At 68.9% G+C, this 16057-nt stretch carries 12 protein-coding genes and 1 pseudogene; 5 read left to right on the top strand and 8 right to left on the bottom strand.

The window, feature by feature from the left end:
- Positions 1-430 precede the first annotated feature (430 nt).
- The gene (locus tag A5732_RS20920) at positions 431-853 is read left to right on the top strand and encodes a TOBE domain-containing protein (RefSeq protein WP_064885700.1); all 423 of its coding nucleotides are present in this window, start codon (positions 431-433) and stop codon (positions 851-853) included.
- A 7-nt stretch (positions 854-860) separates the two neighbouring features.
- On the opposite strand, the gene pyrF is transcribed toward A5732_RS20920, so the two are convergent.
- From pyrF to A5732_RS20880, 8 genes are all read right to left on the bottom strand, one after another.
- Positions 861-1685 carry an orotidine-5'-phosphate decarboxylase gene (gene pyrF, locus A5732_RS20915; protein ID WP_076103186.1) on the bottom strand — a complete coding sequence of 275 codons (825 nt, stop codon included), beginning with the start codon at positions 1683-1685 and terminating at the stop codon, positions 861-863.
- Positions 1682-5047 (bottom strand): carbamoyl-phosphate synthase large subunit, encoded by a 3366-nt coding sequence (gene carB, locus A5732_RS20910; protein ID WP_076103185.1) that lies wholly within the window; start codon positions 5045-5047, stop codon positions 1682-1684. The genes pyrF and carB overlap by 4 nt, the downstream gene beginning before the upstream one ends.
- Complete coding sequence (gene carA / locus A5732_RS20905; RefSeq protein ID WP_076103184.1) at positions 5047-6168, bottom strand: glutamine-hydrolyzing carbamoyl-phosphate synthase small subunit; 1122 nt, start codon at positions 6166-6168, stop codon at positions 5047-5049. Before carA ends, carB begins: the two co-directional genes overlap by 1 nt.
- On the bottom strand, positions 6165-6719 hold the full coding sequence (locus tag A5732_RS20900) for a PH-like domain-containing protein (RefSeq protein ID WP_076103183.1): 555 nt from the start codon (positions 6717-6719) through the stop codon (positions 6165-6167). Before A5732_RS20900 ends, carA begins: the two co-directional genes overlap by 4 nt.
- Positions 6716-8020 carry a dihydroorotase gene (locus tag A5732_RS20895; protein ID WP_076103182.1) on the bottom strand — a complete coding sequence of 435 codons (1305 nt, stop codon included), beginning with the start codon at positions 8018-8020 and terminating at the stop codon, positions 6716-6718. The genes A5732_RS20900 and A5732_RS20895 overlap by 4 nt, the downstream gene beginning before the upstream one ends.
- A complete protein-coding gene (locus A5732_RS20890; RefSeq protein ID WP_075234524.1) occupies positions 8017-8976 on the bottom strand; it encodes an aspartate carbamoyltransferase catalytic subunit in 960 nt (319 codons plus the stop codon). Before A5732_RS20890 ends, A5732_RS20895 begins: the two co-directional genes overlap by 4 nt.
- Positions 8973-9545: a bifunctional pyr operon transcriptional regulator/uracil phosphoribosyltransferase PyrR gene (gene pyrR, locus A5732_RS20885; protein WP_076053232.1), complete on the bottom strand. Its 573-nt coding sequence runs from the start codon at positions 9543-9545 to the stop codon at positions 8973-8975. The genes A5732_RS20890 and pyrR overlap by 4 nt, the downstream gene beginning before the upstream one ends.
- A 597-nt stretch (positions 9546-10142) precedes the next feature.
- The gene (locus A5732_RS20880; RefSeq protein WP_076053234.1) at positions 10143-10838 is read right to left on the bottom strand and encodes a FadR/GntR family transcriptional regulator; all 696 of its coding nucleotides are present in this window, start codon (positions 10836-10838) and stop codon (positions 10143-10145) included.
- 203 nt (positions 10839-11041) lie between these two features.
- Here A5732_RS20880 and A5732_RS20875 point away from each other — a divergent pair, with 203 nt between their 5' ends.
- The 4 genes and pseudogenes from A5732_RS20875 to A5732_RS20860 all read left to right on the top strand — a co-directional run.
- A complete protein-coding gene (locus tag A5732_RS20875; protein WP_081389541.1) occupies positions 11042-12370 on the top strand; it encodes an MFS transporter in 1329 nt (442 codons plus the stop codon).
- Between the two features lie 104 nt (positions 12371-12474).
- A complete protein-coding gene (locus A5732_RS20870; RefSeq protein ID WP_081396067.1) occupies positions 12475-13701 on the top strand; it encodes a CoA transferase in 1227 nt (408 codons plus the stop codon).
- On the top strand, positions 13698-15206 hold the full coding sequence (locus A5732_RS20865; RefSeq protein WP_076103180.1) for a carboxyl transferase domain-containing protein: 1509 nt from the start codon (positions 13698-13700) through the stop codon (positions 15204-15206). The genes A5732_RS20870 and A5732_RS20865 overlap by 4 nt, the downstream gene beginning before the upstream one ends.
- 57 nt (positions 15207-15263) lie before the next feature.
- Positions 15264-16013: pseudogene (locus tag A5732_RS20860) on the top strand (serine hydrolase domain-containing protein); the annotation flags it as partial.
- Positions 16014-16057: the final 44 nt, after the last annotated feature.

Raw genomic sequence — 16057 nt, 5'->3', positions numbered from 1 at the left:
GCCCTGGGCAGCCTTCCGCAGGTCACGCGTGGATCGCCCCAGCAACCAACGACACCGCCGCCGGGATTGGTCGTCGAAGCCGCCCCGGGCGGCCTGTCGTGTCACGACGACCCCACGTTCGGCGGTGGGCGTCCGGGCGTGCGTCGCAGCCGAACCATGTGGGACGTGATCAAGATCCAATCGCCTGAACGACTCATGAACTTTCGCCAACCATCAAGGGCCGCAGCGCCGTTGGCCGCCCTGGATTCGCCGCCGCGCCGGACGGGCCCGGGCGATGACGGCCGCTCGTTACCGCGGAACCCAAGCAATTTGGTCGGCGATTTCCGCACACGCGGGCTAAAGATCGTGACGCTTCCGTGATTGCGGGACAGCGGCGCCATCGGGTCCGATTTCAGCTAATCGGGGCCCCGGAATCCGATACGATCGAGAAGTGTCCAACCTGCGAATTCGCCAGGCAGCTGAGCTGCTTGGGGTCAGCGACGACACCGTGCGGCGCTGGATCAACCAGGGCACACTCGCGGTCAGTCACGACGCCGCCGGCCGCAAGGTGATCGCGAGCGAGGACCTCGCCCACTTCTCCCGCACCAATGCGCCCGCCCCGCCGGCGGACCCGCTCAGCATCGGCAGCTCGGCGCGCAACCGGTTCGTCGGGCTGGTCACCTCAGTGGTCAGCGACAAGGTGATGACCCAGGTGGAGATGCAGTGCGGCCCCTTCACGGTGGTTTCGCTGATGAGCACCGAGGCCGCCGACGAACTGCAGCTGCGCCCCGGCAGCGTCGCGGTGGCCGTCGTCAAGGCCACCACCGTCATCGTCGAAACCGCGCGGCCCAGCACCGCGGTGGCGTCGGACTAGCGCCCGCTCACACCGCCAGGTAGGCGACCGCGTCCAGCATGCGATCGGCCGCCGCGCGCAGCTCCGCCACGCCCGCCTCGGCCCGCAGCACCTCGCGGGCCACCGCGGGCAACAGCTGCCCGGGTTCCGCGCCGCCCAGCCCCGCGAGGGCCTCCGGCCGCCCGCCCTGGACGCCGAGCCCGGGCACCAGGACCGGACCGCCCAGCGCGCTGAGGTCGGGTGCCTGCAACACCGTCGCGCCCACGACCACGCCGACATATCCCGGCCCGGACGGGGTCGCGGAACGATTCACCACCGCCGCCTGGTCGACGACCAGCTGGGCCACCGTCCGGCCGTCGAAGGAGGCACGCTGCACGGTGGAGCCCTCCGGGTTGGACGTGGCCGCCAGCACGAACACCCCGCGGTCGTGCGCCGCGGCGGTCTCCAGCAGCGGCCGCAGCGAGCCGAAGCCCAGGTACGGGGTGGCCGTCACGGCGTCGGCAGCCAGCGGTGAATCACCGGCCCAGGCGGCGGCGTAGGCCGCCATCGTCGTGCCGATGTCGCCGCGTTTGGCGTCGGCCAGCACCAGCACCCCGGCCGATCGCAGGGCCGCGATGGTGCGTTCCAGCACCGCGAATCCCGCTGCGCCGTAGGCCTCGAAGAACGCGACTTGCGGTTTGACGACGGCGAATCCGGAGAACGCCTCGATGCAGATGTCGCAGAACGCGGCCAGGCCGTCGGCGGTCGTGGGCAGGTCCCAGGCGCGCAGCAGCTCCGGATGCGGATCGATGCCCACGCACAGCGGCCCGCGTTGCGCCTTCACGTCCGCCAGGCGGACGCCGAACCCGGTCACCGGGAACCGTTACCGGGCAGGCCGCCCTGACCGATCTGGCTGTGCAGTTCTTGCAGGCTGCGCACGCCGATGTCGCCGCGGATGCCCGCTTCGATGCCCTGGACGGCGGCCGAGGCGCCCTGCACCGTGGTGACACAGGGGATGTTGACCGACACTGCGGCCGAACGGATTTCGTAGCCGTCGATGCGCGGGCCGGAGTTGCCGTAGGGCGTGTTGATCACCATGTCGACCTCGCCGGCCTTGATGACGTCGACGGCCGACGTCTCGGGACGACCCGGCTGCGGGTCCTCAAAATGCTTGCGCACCTCGTCGCACGGAATCCCGTTGCGGCGCAACATCTCCGCGGTTCCCTCGGTGGCGAGCACGCGGAATCCCAGGTCGGCCAGCCGCTTGACGGGGAACACCAGCGAGCGCTTGTCCCGGTTGGCCACCGACACGAAGATGGTGCCCTGCGCGGGCAGCGACCCGTAGGCGGCGGTCTGGCTCTTGGCGAAGGCGCTGCCGAAGTCTCGGTCGATGCCCATCACCTCGCCGGTGGATTTCATCTCCGGGCCCAGCAGCGAGTCGATGGCGGCGCCGTCCACGCGCCGGAAGCGGTGGAAGGGCAGCACCGCCTCCTTGACCGCGATCGGGGCGTTCTGTGCGGCGTGGGCGCCGTCCCCGGACGCCGCCAGCATGCCCTCCTCGCGTAGCTGGGAGATGCTGGCGCCCAACATGACCCGGGCGCACGCCTTGGCGAGTGGGATCGCGGTGGCCTTCGACACGAACGGCACCGTGCGGCTGGCGCGCGGATTGGCCTCCAGGACGTAGAGCACGTCGTCCTTGAGCGCGTACTGCACGTTGAGCAGGCCCACCACGCCGATGCCGTGCGCGATGGCCTCGGTCGCGCGGCGCACATTCTCGATGTCGCTGCGGCCCAGCGTCACCGGCGGCAGCGCGCACGCCGAGTCACCGGAGTGGATGCCGGCCTCCTCGATGTGCTCCATGATGCCGCCGATGTACACCTCGGTGCCGTCGCACAGCGCGTCCACGTCGATCTCCACCGCGTCCTCGAGGAAGCGGTCGACGAGCACCGGGTGCTCGGGTGAGAGCTCGGTGGCGCGGGTGATGTAGCCCCGCAGCGTCTCCTCGTCATAGACGATCTCCATGCCCCGGCCGCCCAGCACGTAGGACGGCCGCACCAGCACCGGGTAGCCGATGTCCTCGGCGATCCGCTGGGCCTGGTCGAAAGTGGTTGCGGTGCCGTACTTCGGCGCGGGCAGGCCGGCCGCGGTGAGCACGTCGCCGAAGGCGCCGCGGTCCTCGGCCAGGTCGATGGCCTCCGGCGGGGTGCCGACGATCGGCACGCCCGCGTCGGCCAGGCGCTGCGCCAGCCCGAGCGGGGTCTGGCCGCCCAGTTGCACGATCACCCCGGCCACACCCGGGCCGTCACCGGCGGACTGCTGCTCGGCGCGGAACACCTCGAGGACGTCCTCGAACGTCAGCGGCTCGAAGTACAGCCGGTCGGCGGTGTCGTAGTCGGTGGACACCGTCTCCGGGTTGCAGTTGACCATCACGGTCTCAAAACCGGCCTGCGACAACGTCGTTGCCGCGTGCACACAGCTGTAGTCGAACTCGATGCCCTGCCCGATGCGGTTGGGGCCGGACCCCAGGATCAGCACCTTGGGCCGCTGCGTCTGCGGCGCCACCTCGGTCTCGGCGGCGGGATCCAGCTCGTAGCTGCTGTAGTGGTACGGCGTCTTGGCCTCGAACTCGGCCGCGCAGGTGTCGACGGTCTTGTACACCGGGTGCACACCGAGGCGCTCACGCAGCGACCGCACGCCGTTCTCACCGGCCAATTCGGGCCGCAGCGCGGCGATCTGGCGGTCCGACAGCCCGCTGTGCTTGCCGCGACGCAACAGGTCGGCGTCGAGCACCGGGGCGGCGATCAGCTCCGCCCGCAGCTCGATCAGCTCGCCGATCTGGGCGACGAACCACGGGTCCACGCCGCTGGCCTCGGCCACCTGTTCCACCGACGCGCCCAGCCGCAGCGCCAGTTCGATGTCGTAGAGCCGGCCCTCGGTCGGGGTCCGAAGCCGGGTCAGCACCTCGCCGATGTCACCCTCGGCGTCGGGTTTGGTCCAGAAACCGGCGCGGGTGGTCTCCAGCGAGCGCATCACCTTGCCGAGCGCCTCAACGAAGTTGCGGCCCAACGACATCGCCTCGCCGACGGATTTCATGGTGGTGGTCAGCGTGGGATCGGCGCCCGGGAACTTCTCGAAGGCGAAGCGCGGCGCCTTGACCACCACGTAGTCCAGGGTGGGCTCGAAGCAGGCCGGCGTTTCCTTGGTGATGTCGTTGACGATCTCGTCGAGCGTGTACCCGATGGCCAGCTTGGCGGCGATCTTGGCGATGGGGAAACCGGTCGCCTTGGACGCCAGCGCGCTGGACCGCGACACCCGGGGGTTCATCTCGATGACGATCAGCCGGCCGTCGACCGGGTTGATCGCGAACTGGATGTTGCAGCCGCCGGTGTCCACCCCGACCTCGCGCAGGATCGCGATGCCCAGGTCCCGCATCCGCTGGTATTCCCGGTCGGTCAGCGTCATCGCCGGCGCGACGGTGACCGAGTCACCGGTGTGCACGCCCATCGGGTCGAAGTTCTCGATCGAGCAGACCACGACCACGTTGTCGTTGCCGTCGCGCATCAGCTCGAGCTCGAATTCCTTCCAGCCGTAGATCGATTCTTCGATCAGCACGTTGGCGCTGGGGCTTTCGGCCAGCCCGGCGCCGGCCATCCGGTCGACCTCCTCGACGGATCGCGCCATCCCCGAACCCAGGCCGCCCATGGTGAAGCTGGGCCGCACCACGACCGGCAGGCCGAGCTCCTCGACCGTCTCGCGGACCTCTTCCATGGTGAAACACACTCGGCTGCGGGCGGATTCACCGCCGACCTTGGCGACGATGTCCTTGAACATCTGTCGGTCCTCGCCGCGCTGGATGGCGTCGAAGTCGGCGCCGATCAGCTCGACGCCGTGCCGCTCCAGCGCGCCGTTCTCGTACAGCGCGACAGCGGTGTTCAGCGCGGTTTGGCCGCCCAGGGTGGCCAGCAGCGCGTCGATCTTGTTGCCGCGCTCGGCCTGCTGGGCGATCACCTTCTCCACGAAGGCGGCGGTGATCGGCTCGACGTAGGTGTGGTCGGCGTACTCCGGGTCGGTCATGATGGTGGCCGGGTTGGAGTTGACCAGGCTGACCTGAAGCCCCTCCGCGCGCAGCACCCGGCAAGCCTGGGTTCCCGAGTAGTCGAACTCGCAGGCCTGACCGATGACGATCGGCCCCGAGCCGATCACCAGCACGTGGTTGAGGTCGGTGCGACGTGGCACTAGCGGCCCTCCCCTGCCATCAGCTCGATGAATTGGTCGAACAGATACTCCGCATCGTGCGGTCCGGCCGCGGCCTCCGGGTGGTACTGCACCGAGAAGGCTTGCCCGTCTGCGAGTTTGACGCCTTCGACCACTCCGTCGTTGGCGCAGGTGTGGCTGACGATCGCTTGGCCGAACGGCGTGTCGAAGGTCTGGCCGGCCTCGCCCTCGAGCGCGAAGCCGTGGTTTTGGGCGGTGACGGCCACGCGCCCGGTGGCGTGGTCGATCACCGGGATGTTGATGCCGCGGTGGCCGAACACCATCTTGTAGGTGGACAGTCCCAGCGCCCGGCCCAGGATCTGATTGCCGAAGCAGATGCCGAACAACGGGATTCCGGCGCCCAGCACCTCGCGGGTGACCGCGACGATGTGGTCGGCGGTGGCGGGGTCGCCGGGGCCGTTGGACAGGAAGACGCCGTCGGGCTTGAGGTCGGCGATCTGCTCGTAGGTCGCCGACGAGGCCAGCACGTGGGTGCGGACGCCGCGGCGGGCGAAATTGCGCGGCGTGTTGGTCTTGATCCCCAGGTCCAGCGCGGCCACCGTAAACCGCGGTGAGCCTTCGGGTTCCACGATGTAGGTGTCCGGCGTGCTGACCTCGCCGGCCAGGTCGGCGCCCAGCATCGACTGCTGCCCGCACACCCGCGCCAGCAGTTCGTCCGCATCGGCGAGCGCGTCACCGGAGAACACGCCCGCCTTCATCGAGCCGCGGGTGCGCAGATGTCGGACCACCGCGCGGGTGTCGATGCCGGCGATGCCCACGATGTGCTGGCGGACCAGTTCGTCCTCCAGGGTGCCGGTGGACCGCCAGCTGGACGGGCGCGGCGACGGATCGCGCACCGCGTAGCCGGCCACCCAGATCTTGTCGCCGCGACTCTCGGCGTCCTCGCCGTTCCAACCGGTGTTGCCGATCTGCGGCGCGGTGGCCACCACAATCTGCCGGTGGTAACTCGGATCGGTCAGCGTCTCCTGGTAGCCGGACATTCCGGTGGAAAACACGGCCTCGCCCAATGTTTGGCCGATCTTGCCGAACGGTGTGCCGGTGAAGACGCGCCCGTCCTCGAGTACCAATTGCGCCTTAGTCACGAGCGCCGCTCCTCCTCATCGATTCGCTCCGCATCGTCGACTGCGGGGCTCACGTGCCGCCCCTCGTCTTGCTGCGATTCGAGCCAGCCGTCGTATTCGTCACGGTGGTTCGCCCGAAAGCCGGTGTCGATCTCGACGCCCGACGGCAGCCGCCAGCGGATCGCCAGGATCCCGATCCGGCCCGTCATCCTGCGCTCCATCCGGATGTGCGTGATCGAGTCCCGGGGAATCCAGATAGGTTGGGCCCGTACGCGTTCCACCATGATGCCGCCCGCATAGCGGGTCAGCACCGCCCTGCTACGGAAACCCAGATCACCGGCCGCGATCCGCTCGGTCCAGCCCGGCGCCATCATCGAGCCGCAGTAGTGCCCGCGGGTGGTGATGGTCGCCGCCCCCACCCGGTCCGGGATCTCGGGCAACGCCCCGATCAGCTCCGCCTGCCGCTGCGAGCGACGATGCCAGGTCCGCATCATCAGCTGGATCACCACTGTGATCACGACCACCACCGCGGCCGCGAAGATCAGCGATCCCACCAGCGTGCCCGAATTCATGCCGGGGACTTCCCGTCTCGGGCGGTGACCTTGCCGCGCAGCAGCGTGGCCGTCACGATGGCGGGCAGCGTCATCGCCTCGTAGGGCGTGTTGGACGACCGGCTGGCCAGGCCGGATCCCGCGACGGTCCACGACGTGGTGGGGTCCACCACCGTGAGGTTGGCCGGCTCCCCCACCTCCAGCGGCCGGCCGTGATCGGGCAGTCCCGCGATGCGCGCGGGGTTTTCGCTCATCACCCGGGCGACGTCACGCCAGGTCAACAGCCCGGGGGTGACCATCGTCTGCACCACGATCGACAGCGCCGTCTGCAACCCCAGCATGCCCGGGCGCGCCGCGGAGAACTCCACGCACTTCTCGTGCTCGGCGTGCGGGGCGTGATCGGTGGCCACACAGTCGATCACGCCGTCGGCCAGTGCCTGGCGCAGCGCCACCGCGTCGGCCGCCTCACGCAGCGGCGGGTTCACCCGGTTTTGCCCGTCGTAACTGGCCAGCCTGCTGTCGTCGAGCATCAGGTGGTGCGGGGTGACCTCGGCGGTGATCGAGATCCCTTGTTCCTTGGCCCATTTCACGATCTCGACGGTGCCCGCGGTGGACGCGTGGCAGATGTGCACCCGGGCGCCGGCGTCGCGGGCCAGCAGCGCGTCGCGGGCGACGATGGACTCCTCGGCGGCCCGGGGCCATCCCGCCAGGCCCAGCCGGGCGGCGGTGGGCCCCTCGTGGGCGACGGCGCCGACGGTCAGCCGGGGCTCCTCGGCGTGCTGGGCGATGAGCACGCCCAGACCGGTGGCGTATTCCAGGGCGCGGCGCATCACCAGCGGGTCGTGCACGCAGATGCCGTCGTCGGAGAACATCCGCACCTGCGCGGCCCCGGCCGCCATCATGCCCATCTCGGTGAGCTCTTTGCCGGCGAGCCCGACGGTGACGGCGCCCACCGGGTGCACGTCGACCAGGCCGACCTGTTGGCCTCGATGCCACACGTGGTCGGTGACCACCGGGCTGTCGGCGACCGGGTTGGTGTTGGCCATCGCGAACACCGCGGTGTAGCCACCGAGAGCCGCTGCGGCCGAGCCGGTTTCGATGTCCTCGGCGTATTCGCGCCCGGGTTCGCGCAGATGCGTGTGCAGGTCGACGAGGCCCGGCAGCAGCACCTGATCGGTGGCGTCGATCACGTCGAGGTCCTTTTCGACACCTCCGGCCTCGACCAACCCCTGGCCGATGTCGGCGATCTGGCCGTCATCGACCAGCACATCGACCCGATCGCCCTCGCCGTACAACCGAACCCCGCGCAGCAGCACGCTCACGCCGCACCCTCTTCTCCGGCCAATTCGGTGCCGACCAGCACGTGGAACAGCACCGCCATCCGCACGTGGACACCGTTGGAAACCTGTTGCAGCACAGCCGATTGCGATGAGTCGGCCACCGACGAGGCGATCTCCATGCCGCGCAGCATCGGCCCGGGGTGAAGCACCACGGCGTGGCCGGGCAGCATCGCCTGGCGGCGATCGGAAAGCCCGTACAGCGAGGAGTATTCGCGCACCGAGGGGAAGAACCCGCCGTTCATCCGCTCGGCCTGCACCCGCAGCATCAGCACCGCGTCGGCGGCGGGCAGCTCGGCGTCGAAGTCGTTGGACACGGTGACCGGCCAGCCCTCGACGCCGACCGGCAGCAGCGTCGGCGGTGCGACCAGCACCACCTCGGCGCCCAGGGTGTGCAGCAGCATCACGTTGGACCGGGCCACCCGGCTGTGCAGGATGTCGCCGACGATCACGATGCGACGGCCCTCGATGCCGCCGAGCCGCTGGCGAATGGTCAGCGCGTCGAGCAGCGCCTGGGTCGGGTGCTCGTGGGTGCCGTCGCCGGCGTTGATCACCGACGGCCCCCCATCGTCGTTCGCCGCGGTCCAGTCGGCGAGCAGGTGCGCGGCGCCGGACGCCGGGTGCCGGATGATCAGCGCGTCGGCGCCGGCGGCGCGCAGCGTGAACGCGGTGTCGCGCAGCGACTCCCCCTTGCCCACCGACGATCCGGACGCACTGACGTTGATCACGTCGGCGCTCATCCACTTGCCGGCCACCTCGAACGACACCCGGGTGCGGGTCGAGTTCTCGTAGAACATCGTGACGATGGTGCGCCCGCGCAGCGTCGGGAGTTTCTTGATTTCGCGGCCCACCAGCGCCTGCGCGAACCGGTCGGCGTCGTCGAGGATGGCGGTGGCGTCATCGCGGCTCAGGTCGCCGGCCGCCAGCAGATGGCGCGTCATCGTGAGATCACCACCCCGTCGTCACCGTCGTTCTCGCTCAGCAGCACATGCACGCTCTCGCCGCGTGAGGTCGGGACGTTCTTGCCCACATAGTCGGCGCGCAGCGGTAGTTCGCGGTGGCCGCGGTCGACCAGCACCGCCAGCTGCACCACCCGCGGCCGGCCCACGTCGCGCAGCGCGTCCAGCGCGGAACGCACCGAGCGGCCGGAGTACAAGACGTCGTCGACCAGGATCACCAATGCGTCGTCGATGCCGCCGGCCGGAATCGAGGTGGCTTCCAGCGGCCGCGGCGGTTTCTGCATCAGGTCGTCGCGGTAGAGCGTGATGTCCAGGGCGCCGTGGCCGACCTCGACGCCGCTGTATTCGCCGATGTTGGTGGCGAGCCGGTTGGCGAGGATCACACCGCGGGTCGGGATGCCGAGCAGCACCACCCGTGGCGCGTCGGGACCGTCCAGCGCGGTCTTTTCGATGATTTGATGCGCAATGCGGGAAATGGTGCGGCCCACGTCGGCCGCCGACATCAACTCCCGGGAATCGCTGCCTAAGCCGGTGTCGCCCGCAGCACCCATAACGAAACTTGACCTCCTTCTCCGCCTCGCCGGACGGATCGTTAAAGGATGTCGACTGCGACGCAGCGTAGCACTTATTTCGAGTGCGATGCCGCCAGGCACGTGCCCGCCGCACAGCGACAGCTCGCGGCCGCACCGCCGCGGGGCGAGATGGAGCGATTTGTCGCTGAAAGGGGCGCACGAATCATGCCCGGTCCGCCAGCGCATGGATTCGGCGAAAGCGAACGTCGAGTTTCGAAACGGAAGTCTTATTGCGGAGGCGGAGGGGGCGGCGAGGGCACAGGCGAGGTGCGGCGCGGTTTGATGGGCCCACAGTTCAGGCCGATTTTGCAGTCCCAGCCGCTTGCCTGGGTTGGGGCGTATCGCTGCAAACGTCATCCGGCGATGTGGGCGTGGGCTCCACGGTCGTCACCGGGTCCGTCATGTTGGTGCGCGGCGCCGGAACACCGCCGATTCCACTTAATGCCAGGGCAAATACGGCAGCACCACCGCACACTGCGGCTATCGTCCTGGCCGATTGATGGCCATGACACATGAGTCTAATTTCGTCGCGCCGAATGTATCGGGCTGCGGACCCAATCGTCGAATTCGGCCGGATTACTCGGAGTCTCGCAGCAGCGCGACGTCGGACACCAACTGAATGTGTTCGGCCATCGCGCGCGAGGCCTCCTCTGGGTCCTGCCGGCGCACCGCGTCGGCGATCCGACGATGGCCCTCGAGCGAGACGCGCGGCCGGTTCTCCTGCGACAGCGACTCAATGCGGGTTTCCCTGATGAATCCGGAGATTTCGCGCATCAGCTTGGCCAGTAGTGACGAGTGCGCCGCGGCCGTGACGGCCTCGTGAAACATTTCGTCTCCCACGACTCCCCTGTCACCGGCCTCGATTTCTGCCGCCATTTTGGCGATCGCCGCGTCGATCGCGGCCATGTCCGCGTTGCTGCGCCGTGCGGCGGCCAGGGCCGCGAGTTTCACCTCGAGGGCTTCGCGGGCCTCGATCACCTCGGGGATCCGGTCGGCATGTTCTCGCAGCGCTTCGATGGCGCGTTCCTCGGTCGGGCGGCGGACGAGGATGGCACCGTCACCGTGCCGCACCGACAGCACGCCTTGGACCTCGAGCGCCACCAACGCCTGGCTGAGTGAAGCCCTGCTGACACCGAGCCGGGCAGCCAGATCCCGCTCGGCGGGCAGGCGGTCCCCCGGAGTCATTTCCTTGTCGGCGATATACGCGCACAGTTGCTCGACGATGACCTCGTACAGCCGGGGCCGCGTCACGGGGCGAAGTTGCTCAACCACTCACTCACCTACTCTCTCTACCAACCATAACGACCCCACGACCGGCACCGTGGGCGCCGTCACGTACATCGTTTGACAGTGATTACCCTCACTGCTTTACTGACTAGGCCAATATGCCACTAGGTCACCGCTGACCGTTCGGCGGGCCGCGCCCGCGCCGGCGCTCCATCACCGCGGCGCGAACCGAGGAATCGAGATTCACCGTGACGCTCAGTCAAGATCGGCCGCAAGTCAATGGCGCCAGCACCGCGGGACGCAACGCCGAACCGGTCCGTCTGACCACAGCGCAGCGCCGTGCGTTCTGGGGCTCGTTCGGCGGCTGGGCCATGGACGGCTTCAACTGGACCGTGTTCGGACTTGTCCTCGCCCCGACGATGGCCACCCTGCTCCCGCGCGCGGGCATCGCGGCCACCGCCGCCAATGTGGGCTGGTACGGGCAGATCAGCGCCGCCATCTTCCTGCTCGGCTGGGGATGCTCGGCCGTCTGGGGGCCGATCGCGGATCACTTCGGACGCAAGCCGGCCATGACCGCGTCGATCCTCATGTATGGCATCTTCACCGCCCTCGCCGGCACCGCGAGCAACGTCTGGGAATGGAACGGCTACCGCTTCCTAACCGCCATCGGCGTCGGCGGCGAGTGGGCCATGGCTGGCACGCTGCTGGCCGAGGTGCTGCCCGAACGGGTGCGCGCTCGCTTCGGCGGCGCCATGCACTCGGCTGCATACGTCGGCGTGCTGGTGGTGTCGGCGTTGTACCTCGTGGCCGGACCCCAGCTCGGCTGGCGGGGCATGTTCCTCGTCGGCGGGATCCCCGCCATGGCGGTCTTCATCATCCGGCGCACCACACCGGAACCCGAACGCTGGCAACAGCGCGCCGACGACGCGCACCGCCGCTCGTTTTTCCAACCCGTGGTCGAGATCCTCACCCCGCCCTACCGGGCGCGCACCATCGGCAACCTGCTGCTGCTCGCCGTCTGCGTGATCGGCCTGTGGGCCGGGGCCACCTACGTCCCCACCGCCATGGCCACGCTGGCCCACTATGCCGGCTTCGGGCATGACGCCGCCCTGCGGCTCGCCGGCATCTCCGCGATGACGGTCGCCGCGTTCACGATCATCGGCTGCTTCATCGTGCCGCGCCTGGCCGACCGATACGGGCGGCGCCGGACGTTGGCGGCCCTGTTCGCACTGATGATTGTCGGCGCCGTCGGCACCTACGGCGTGGCCTACCCGCTGCAGTCGATCGTGCTCGCCTTCACGTTTCTGCCGATCCTGGGCTTGGGCGGCGCCAACTTCGCCGTCTTTACTATCTGGCTTCCCGAGCAATATCCGACCCGGATGCGGGCGACCGCGTTCGCATTCGCGACCACGCTCTCACGATGGTTCGCCGCGATCGGCACCTTCCTGATCGGTTACGGCATCCACGCGACCGGGTCACTGGCGATCCCCATCAGCCTGACCGCCGTCGTCTTCGCCCTCGGTATCGCCATGGTGCGCATGGCCCCCGAGACCCGCGGGCAAGCCCTGCCGGACTGAGCGACTGCGTCGGCCCGCGCTGCCCGACCACTGCTTGACACCGCTGGTCCAAATCTGGTTCGATAATTGGATAGTCCACTAGGTCACTAGGCCAAGGCGGTGTTATGGCATCTACAGTCCCAACCGCTATGCGACCCGAACCGCTCGGACCACTTGCGGGCCTCGTCGTCGTCGATCTCACCCGCGCCCTCGCCGGTCCGCACGCGGCGATGATGCTGGGCGACCTGGGCGCCGACGTGATCAAGGTCGAGAACCCCGTCGGCGGCGACGACACGCGCGGTTGGGGCCCGCCGTTCGTCGAACCGGCCACCGGGGGCGACCGGGAGTCCACCTACTTTCTGTGCGCGAACCGCAACAAACGGTCGGTGACCCTCGATCTCAAAGACGCCGCCGGCACGGCCGCGTTGCGCGCCCTGCTGCACCGAGCGGATGTCCTGATGGAGAACTTCCGTCCGGGAGTCCTTGATCGGCTTGGCTTTTCGCTACAGCAGATCGCCGAGATCAACCCGCGGCTGGTGGTCTTGTCCATCAGCGGTTTCGGTCACGACGGACCCGAAGCGGGTCGGGCCGGGTACGACCAGATCGCCCAGGGCGAGGCGGGGCTGATGTCGGTCACGGGCTCGGGGCCCGACGACGTTCAGCGCGTTGGCGTCCCGATCGCCGACCTGCTCGCGGGCATGTATGGCGCCTTCGGAGTTCTCGCCGCGCTGCTGGAACGCGAGCGCACCGGGCGCGGCCAGGTGGTGCGCTCGTCACTGCTCGCCGCTGTCGTCGGAGTGCATGCGTTTCAGGGAACCCAGTGGACGGTAGGCGGCCAGGTCGGTCAGCCCACCGGGAACCACCATCCGTCGATCTGCCCGTACGGGATGTTCGACGCCGCCGACGGCGCCGTGCAGATCGCCGTGGGCAGCGAGGGTCTGTGGCAGAGGCTCTGCGCGGGTTTCGGCTTCGATCCCGCGGTGCCGGGAATGGCGTCGAACCCGCAGCGTGTGGCCAACAGCAAGCGGGTGCACGAGATGGTGCAGGCGTCGTTCGCGCTGTACCCGACCGACGAGTTGTTGGCGAAGCTGGACGCGATCGGGGTGCCCGCCGGCCGGGTTCGCAGCGTCCGCGAGGTCTACGAGTGGGAGCAGACCCGCTCCCAGGGGCTCCTGGTCGAGGTCGAGCACGCGACCCTGGGACGCATTGCCCTGCCCGGTCCGCCGCTGCGGTTCTTCGACACCGACGGATCCGAACACACGCGCCGGCAACATACGGCTCCCCCCGTGCTGGGCGCCGACAATGGCCGGATCGCGGGCCTGATCGCGGCGATGCCGGCCGAACCACGATGACCCGGCTCGGCGCGCGCGACGTCGTCACACTGGTCACCGACCCCGGATCGTGGCAATCCTGGGACCAACCAGCCGTCGAGGTCGCGGGCGATGCGGAGTACGCCGCCGACCTAGGACGCGCGCGTGCCAAGACCGGGCTCGACGAAGCCGTAATCACCGGAGTCGCAACCATCCTCGGTCGGCCTTGCGCAATGTTGTTGTGCGACTTCGGTTTTCTTGGCGGCTCGATCGGAGTCGCGGCAAGCGATCGCCTGACGGCGGCCATCAGGCGGGCCACCGCCGAGCGGCTGCCGTTGCTGGCGTTGCCGACATCCGGAGGCACCCGGATGCAGGAAGGAACCACCGCGTTCCTGCAAATGGTCAAGATCACCGCGGCCCTGGTCGACCACAAATCCGCGCACCTGCCATACCTGGTGTACCTTCGCGATCCCACCACCGGAGGGGTGTTCGCGTCCTGGGCGTCGCTGGGCCACGTCACCTTCGCCGAACCCGGCTCCCTGATCGGCTTTCTCGGCCCGCGGGTGTACGAAACCCTTTACGGCCATCCCTTTCCCACCGGCGTGCAGACCGCCGAAAACCTTTACAAATGCGGGCTGATCGACGCGGTTGCCCCTCTGGACGGACTCGCGGGCATGGTGAATCGTGCGCTGGCCATCATCGCCCGCCGCTCCCCCGCAACCGCTTCGCCGGTGCCGGTGCATCCCGCGCCGGCTGACATCCCGGCATGGCAGTCGGTGACGGCATCGCGCCGTCCGGACCGGCCAGGCGTTCGTGAACTGCTCCGGCACGCCGCCATCGACGTGCTGACGCTCAACGGGACCGGCCAGGGCGAGAACGATCCCGGATTGCTGCTGGCGCTGACCCGGTTCGGGGATATGCCCTGCGTGCTGCTCGGGCAGGACCGTCACGGCCAGACCCCCGACACCCCGCTCGGGCCGGGAGCGCTGCGGCAGGCCCGTCGCGGTATGCGGCTGGCCACCGAACTGGACCTGCCGTTGGTCACGGTGATCGACACTGCCGGGGCGGCGCTGTCGCGCGAAGCCGAAGAAGGCGGCCTGGCCGGCGAAATCGCCAGGTGTATCGCCGACCTGATTTCACTCGAAGTGCCAACTGTGTCAATACTTCTCGGCCAAGGCACCGGCGGCGGGGCGCTGGCGCTCGTACCCGCCGACCGCATCCTCGTCGCTCAACACGGGTGGCTCTCGCCGCTTCCGCCCGAGGGGGCCAGCGCGATCCTGTGCCGCGACCTGCGCCACGCTCCCGCCATGGCGGCCAAACAAGGAGTCCGGTCGGCGGACCTGTTGGCGCACGGGATCGTCGACTACGTGATCGCCGAATACCCCGACGCCGCGGCCGAGCCGGAACCCTTTTGTCAACGCGTCGGCGCCGCCATCCACAGCGAACTCGCGGCGCTCGTGGGATCCGACACCGCGCACAGACTCGCCGAACGACGACTCCGATTCGACCGGATCGGGCGGCTTCGGGCCCTCGCGCCGGCCGGCTAGCGTGGCTTTGCCCACCCTTGCGGCACCGTTCGGCGCGCCGACCATTAACCTGACCAGGTGAATCGCTCGACCCTTAACGGCAATGCGGCCTCCGTCCGCGAGGTCTGCGACGCCGGCTTGCTCGCCGGTGCGGTGACGGTGGTCTGGCAGCGCGGAGACCTGCTGCAGGTCAACGAAATCGGCTACCGCGACGTGGACGCGGGTCTGCCGATGCAGCGCGACACGCTGTTTCGCATCGCGTCGATGACCAAGCCGGTGACGGTGGCGACGGTGATGAGCCTGGTCGACGACGGCAAGCTGACGCTCAAGGATCCGGTCACCCGCTGGGCGCCTGAGTTGGCCGACGTACGGGTGCTCGACGACCCGCACGGCCCGCTCGACCGGACGCACCCGGTGAACCGCACCATCCTGATCGAGGATCTGCTCACCCACACCAGCGGGTTGGCCTACGGCTTCTCGGTGTCCGGGCCGATCTCCAAGGCCTACATGCGGCTGCCCTTCAATCAGGGCCCGGACGCCTGGCTGGCCGAGCTGGCCAAGCTGCCGCTGGTGCATCAGCCCGGTGACCGGGTCACCTACAGCCACTCCATCGACCTGCTGGGCGTCATCGCCTCCCGCATCGAGGGCAAGCCGTTTTACGAGGTGCTCGACGAACGGATCCTGGGCCCGGCGGGCATGACCGACACCGGATTCTTCGTCTCACCCGAGGCGCGGCGCCGCGCCGCGACCATGTATTCACTCGACGAACAGAGCCGGCTGCATCACGGCGTGATGGGTCCACCGCACATCACGCCGCCCTCGTTCTGCCTGTCTGTTATACACATCTGACGCTGCCGACGAACATACGCGTG

The sequence above is a fragment of the Mycobacterium colombiense genome (assembly GCF_001953985.1).
In the GTDB taxonomy this organism is placed as follows: Bacteria; Actinomycetota; Actinomycetes; order Mycobacteriales; family Mycobacteriaceae; genus Mycobacterium; species Mycobacterium colombiense_B.
This window is presented reverse-complemented; position numbering and strand designations above follow the sequence as displayed.

Coding starts and splice junctions, on each gene's coding strand:
- A5732_RS20900 (WP_076103183.1), bottom strand. CDS start 6,719: ATGAATTCGGGCACGCTGGTGGGATCGCTGATCTTCGCGGCCGCGGTG.
- A5732_RS20890 (WP_075234524.1), bottom strand. CDS start 8,976: ATGACGCGCCATCTGCTGGCGGCCGGCGACCTGAGCCGCGATGACGCC.
- pyrR (WP_076053232.1), bottom strand. CDS start 9,545: ATGGGTGCTGCGGGCGACACCGGCTTAGGCAGCGATTCCCGGGAGTTG.
- A5732_RS20870 (WP_081396067.1), top strand. CDS start 12,475: ATGGCATCTACAGTCCCAACCGCTATGCGACCCGAACCGCTCGGACCA.
- A5732_RS20865 (WP_076103180.1), top strand. CDS start 13,698: ATGACCCGGCTCGGCGCGCGCGACGTCGTCACACTGGTCACCGACCCC.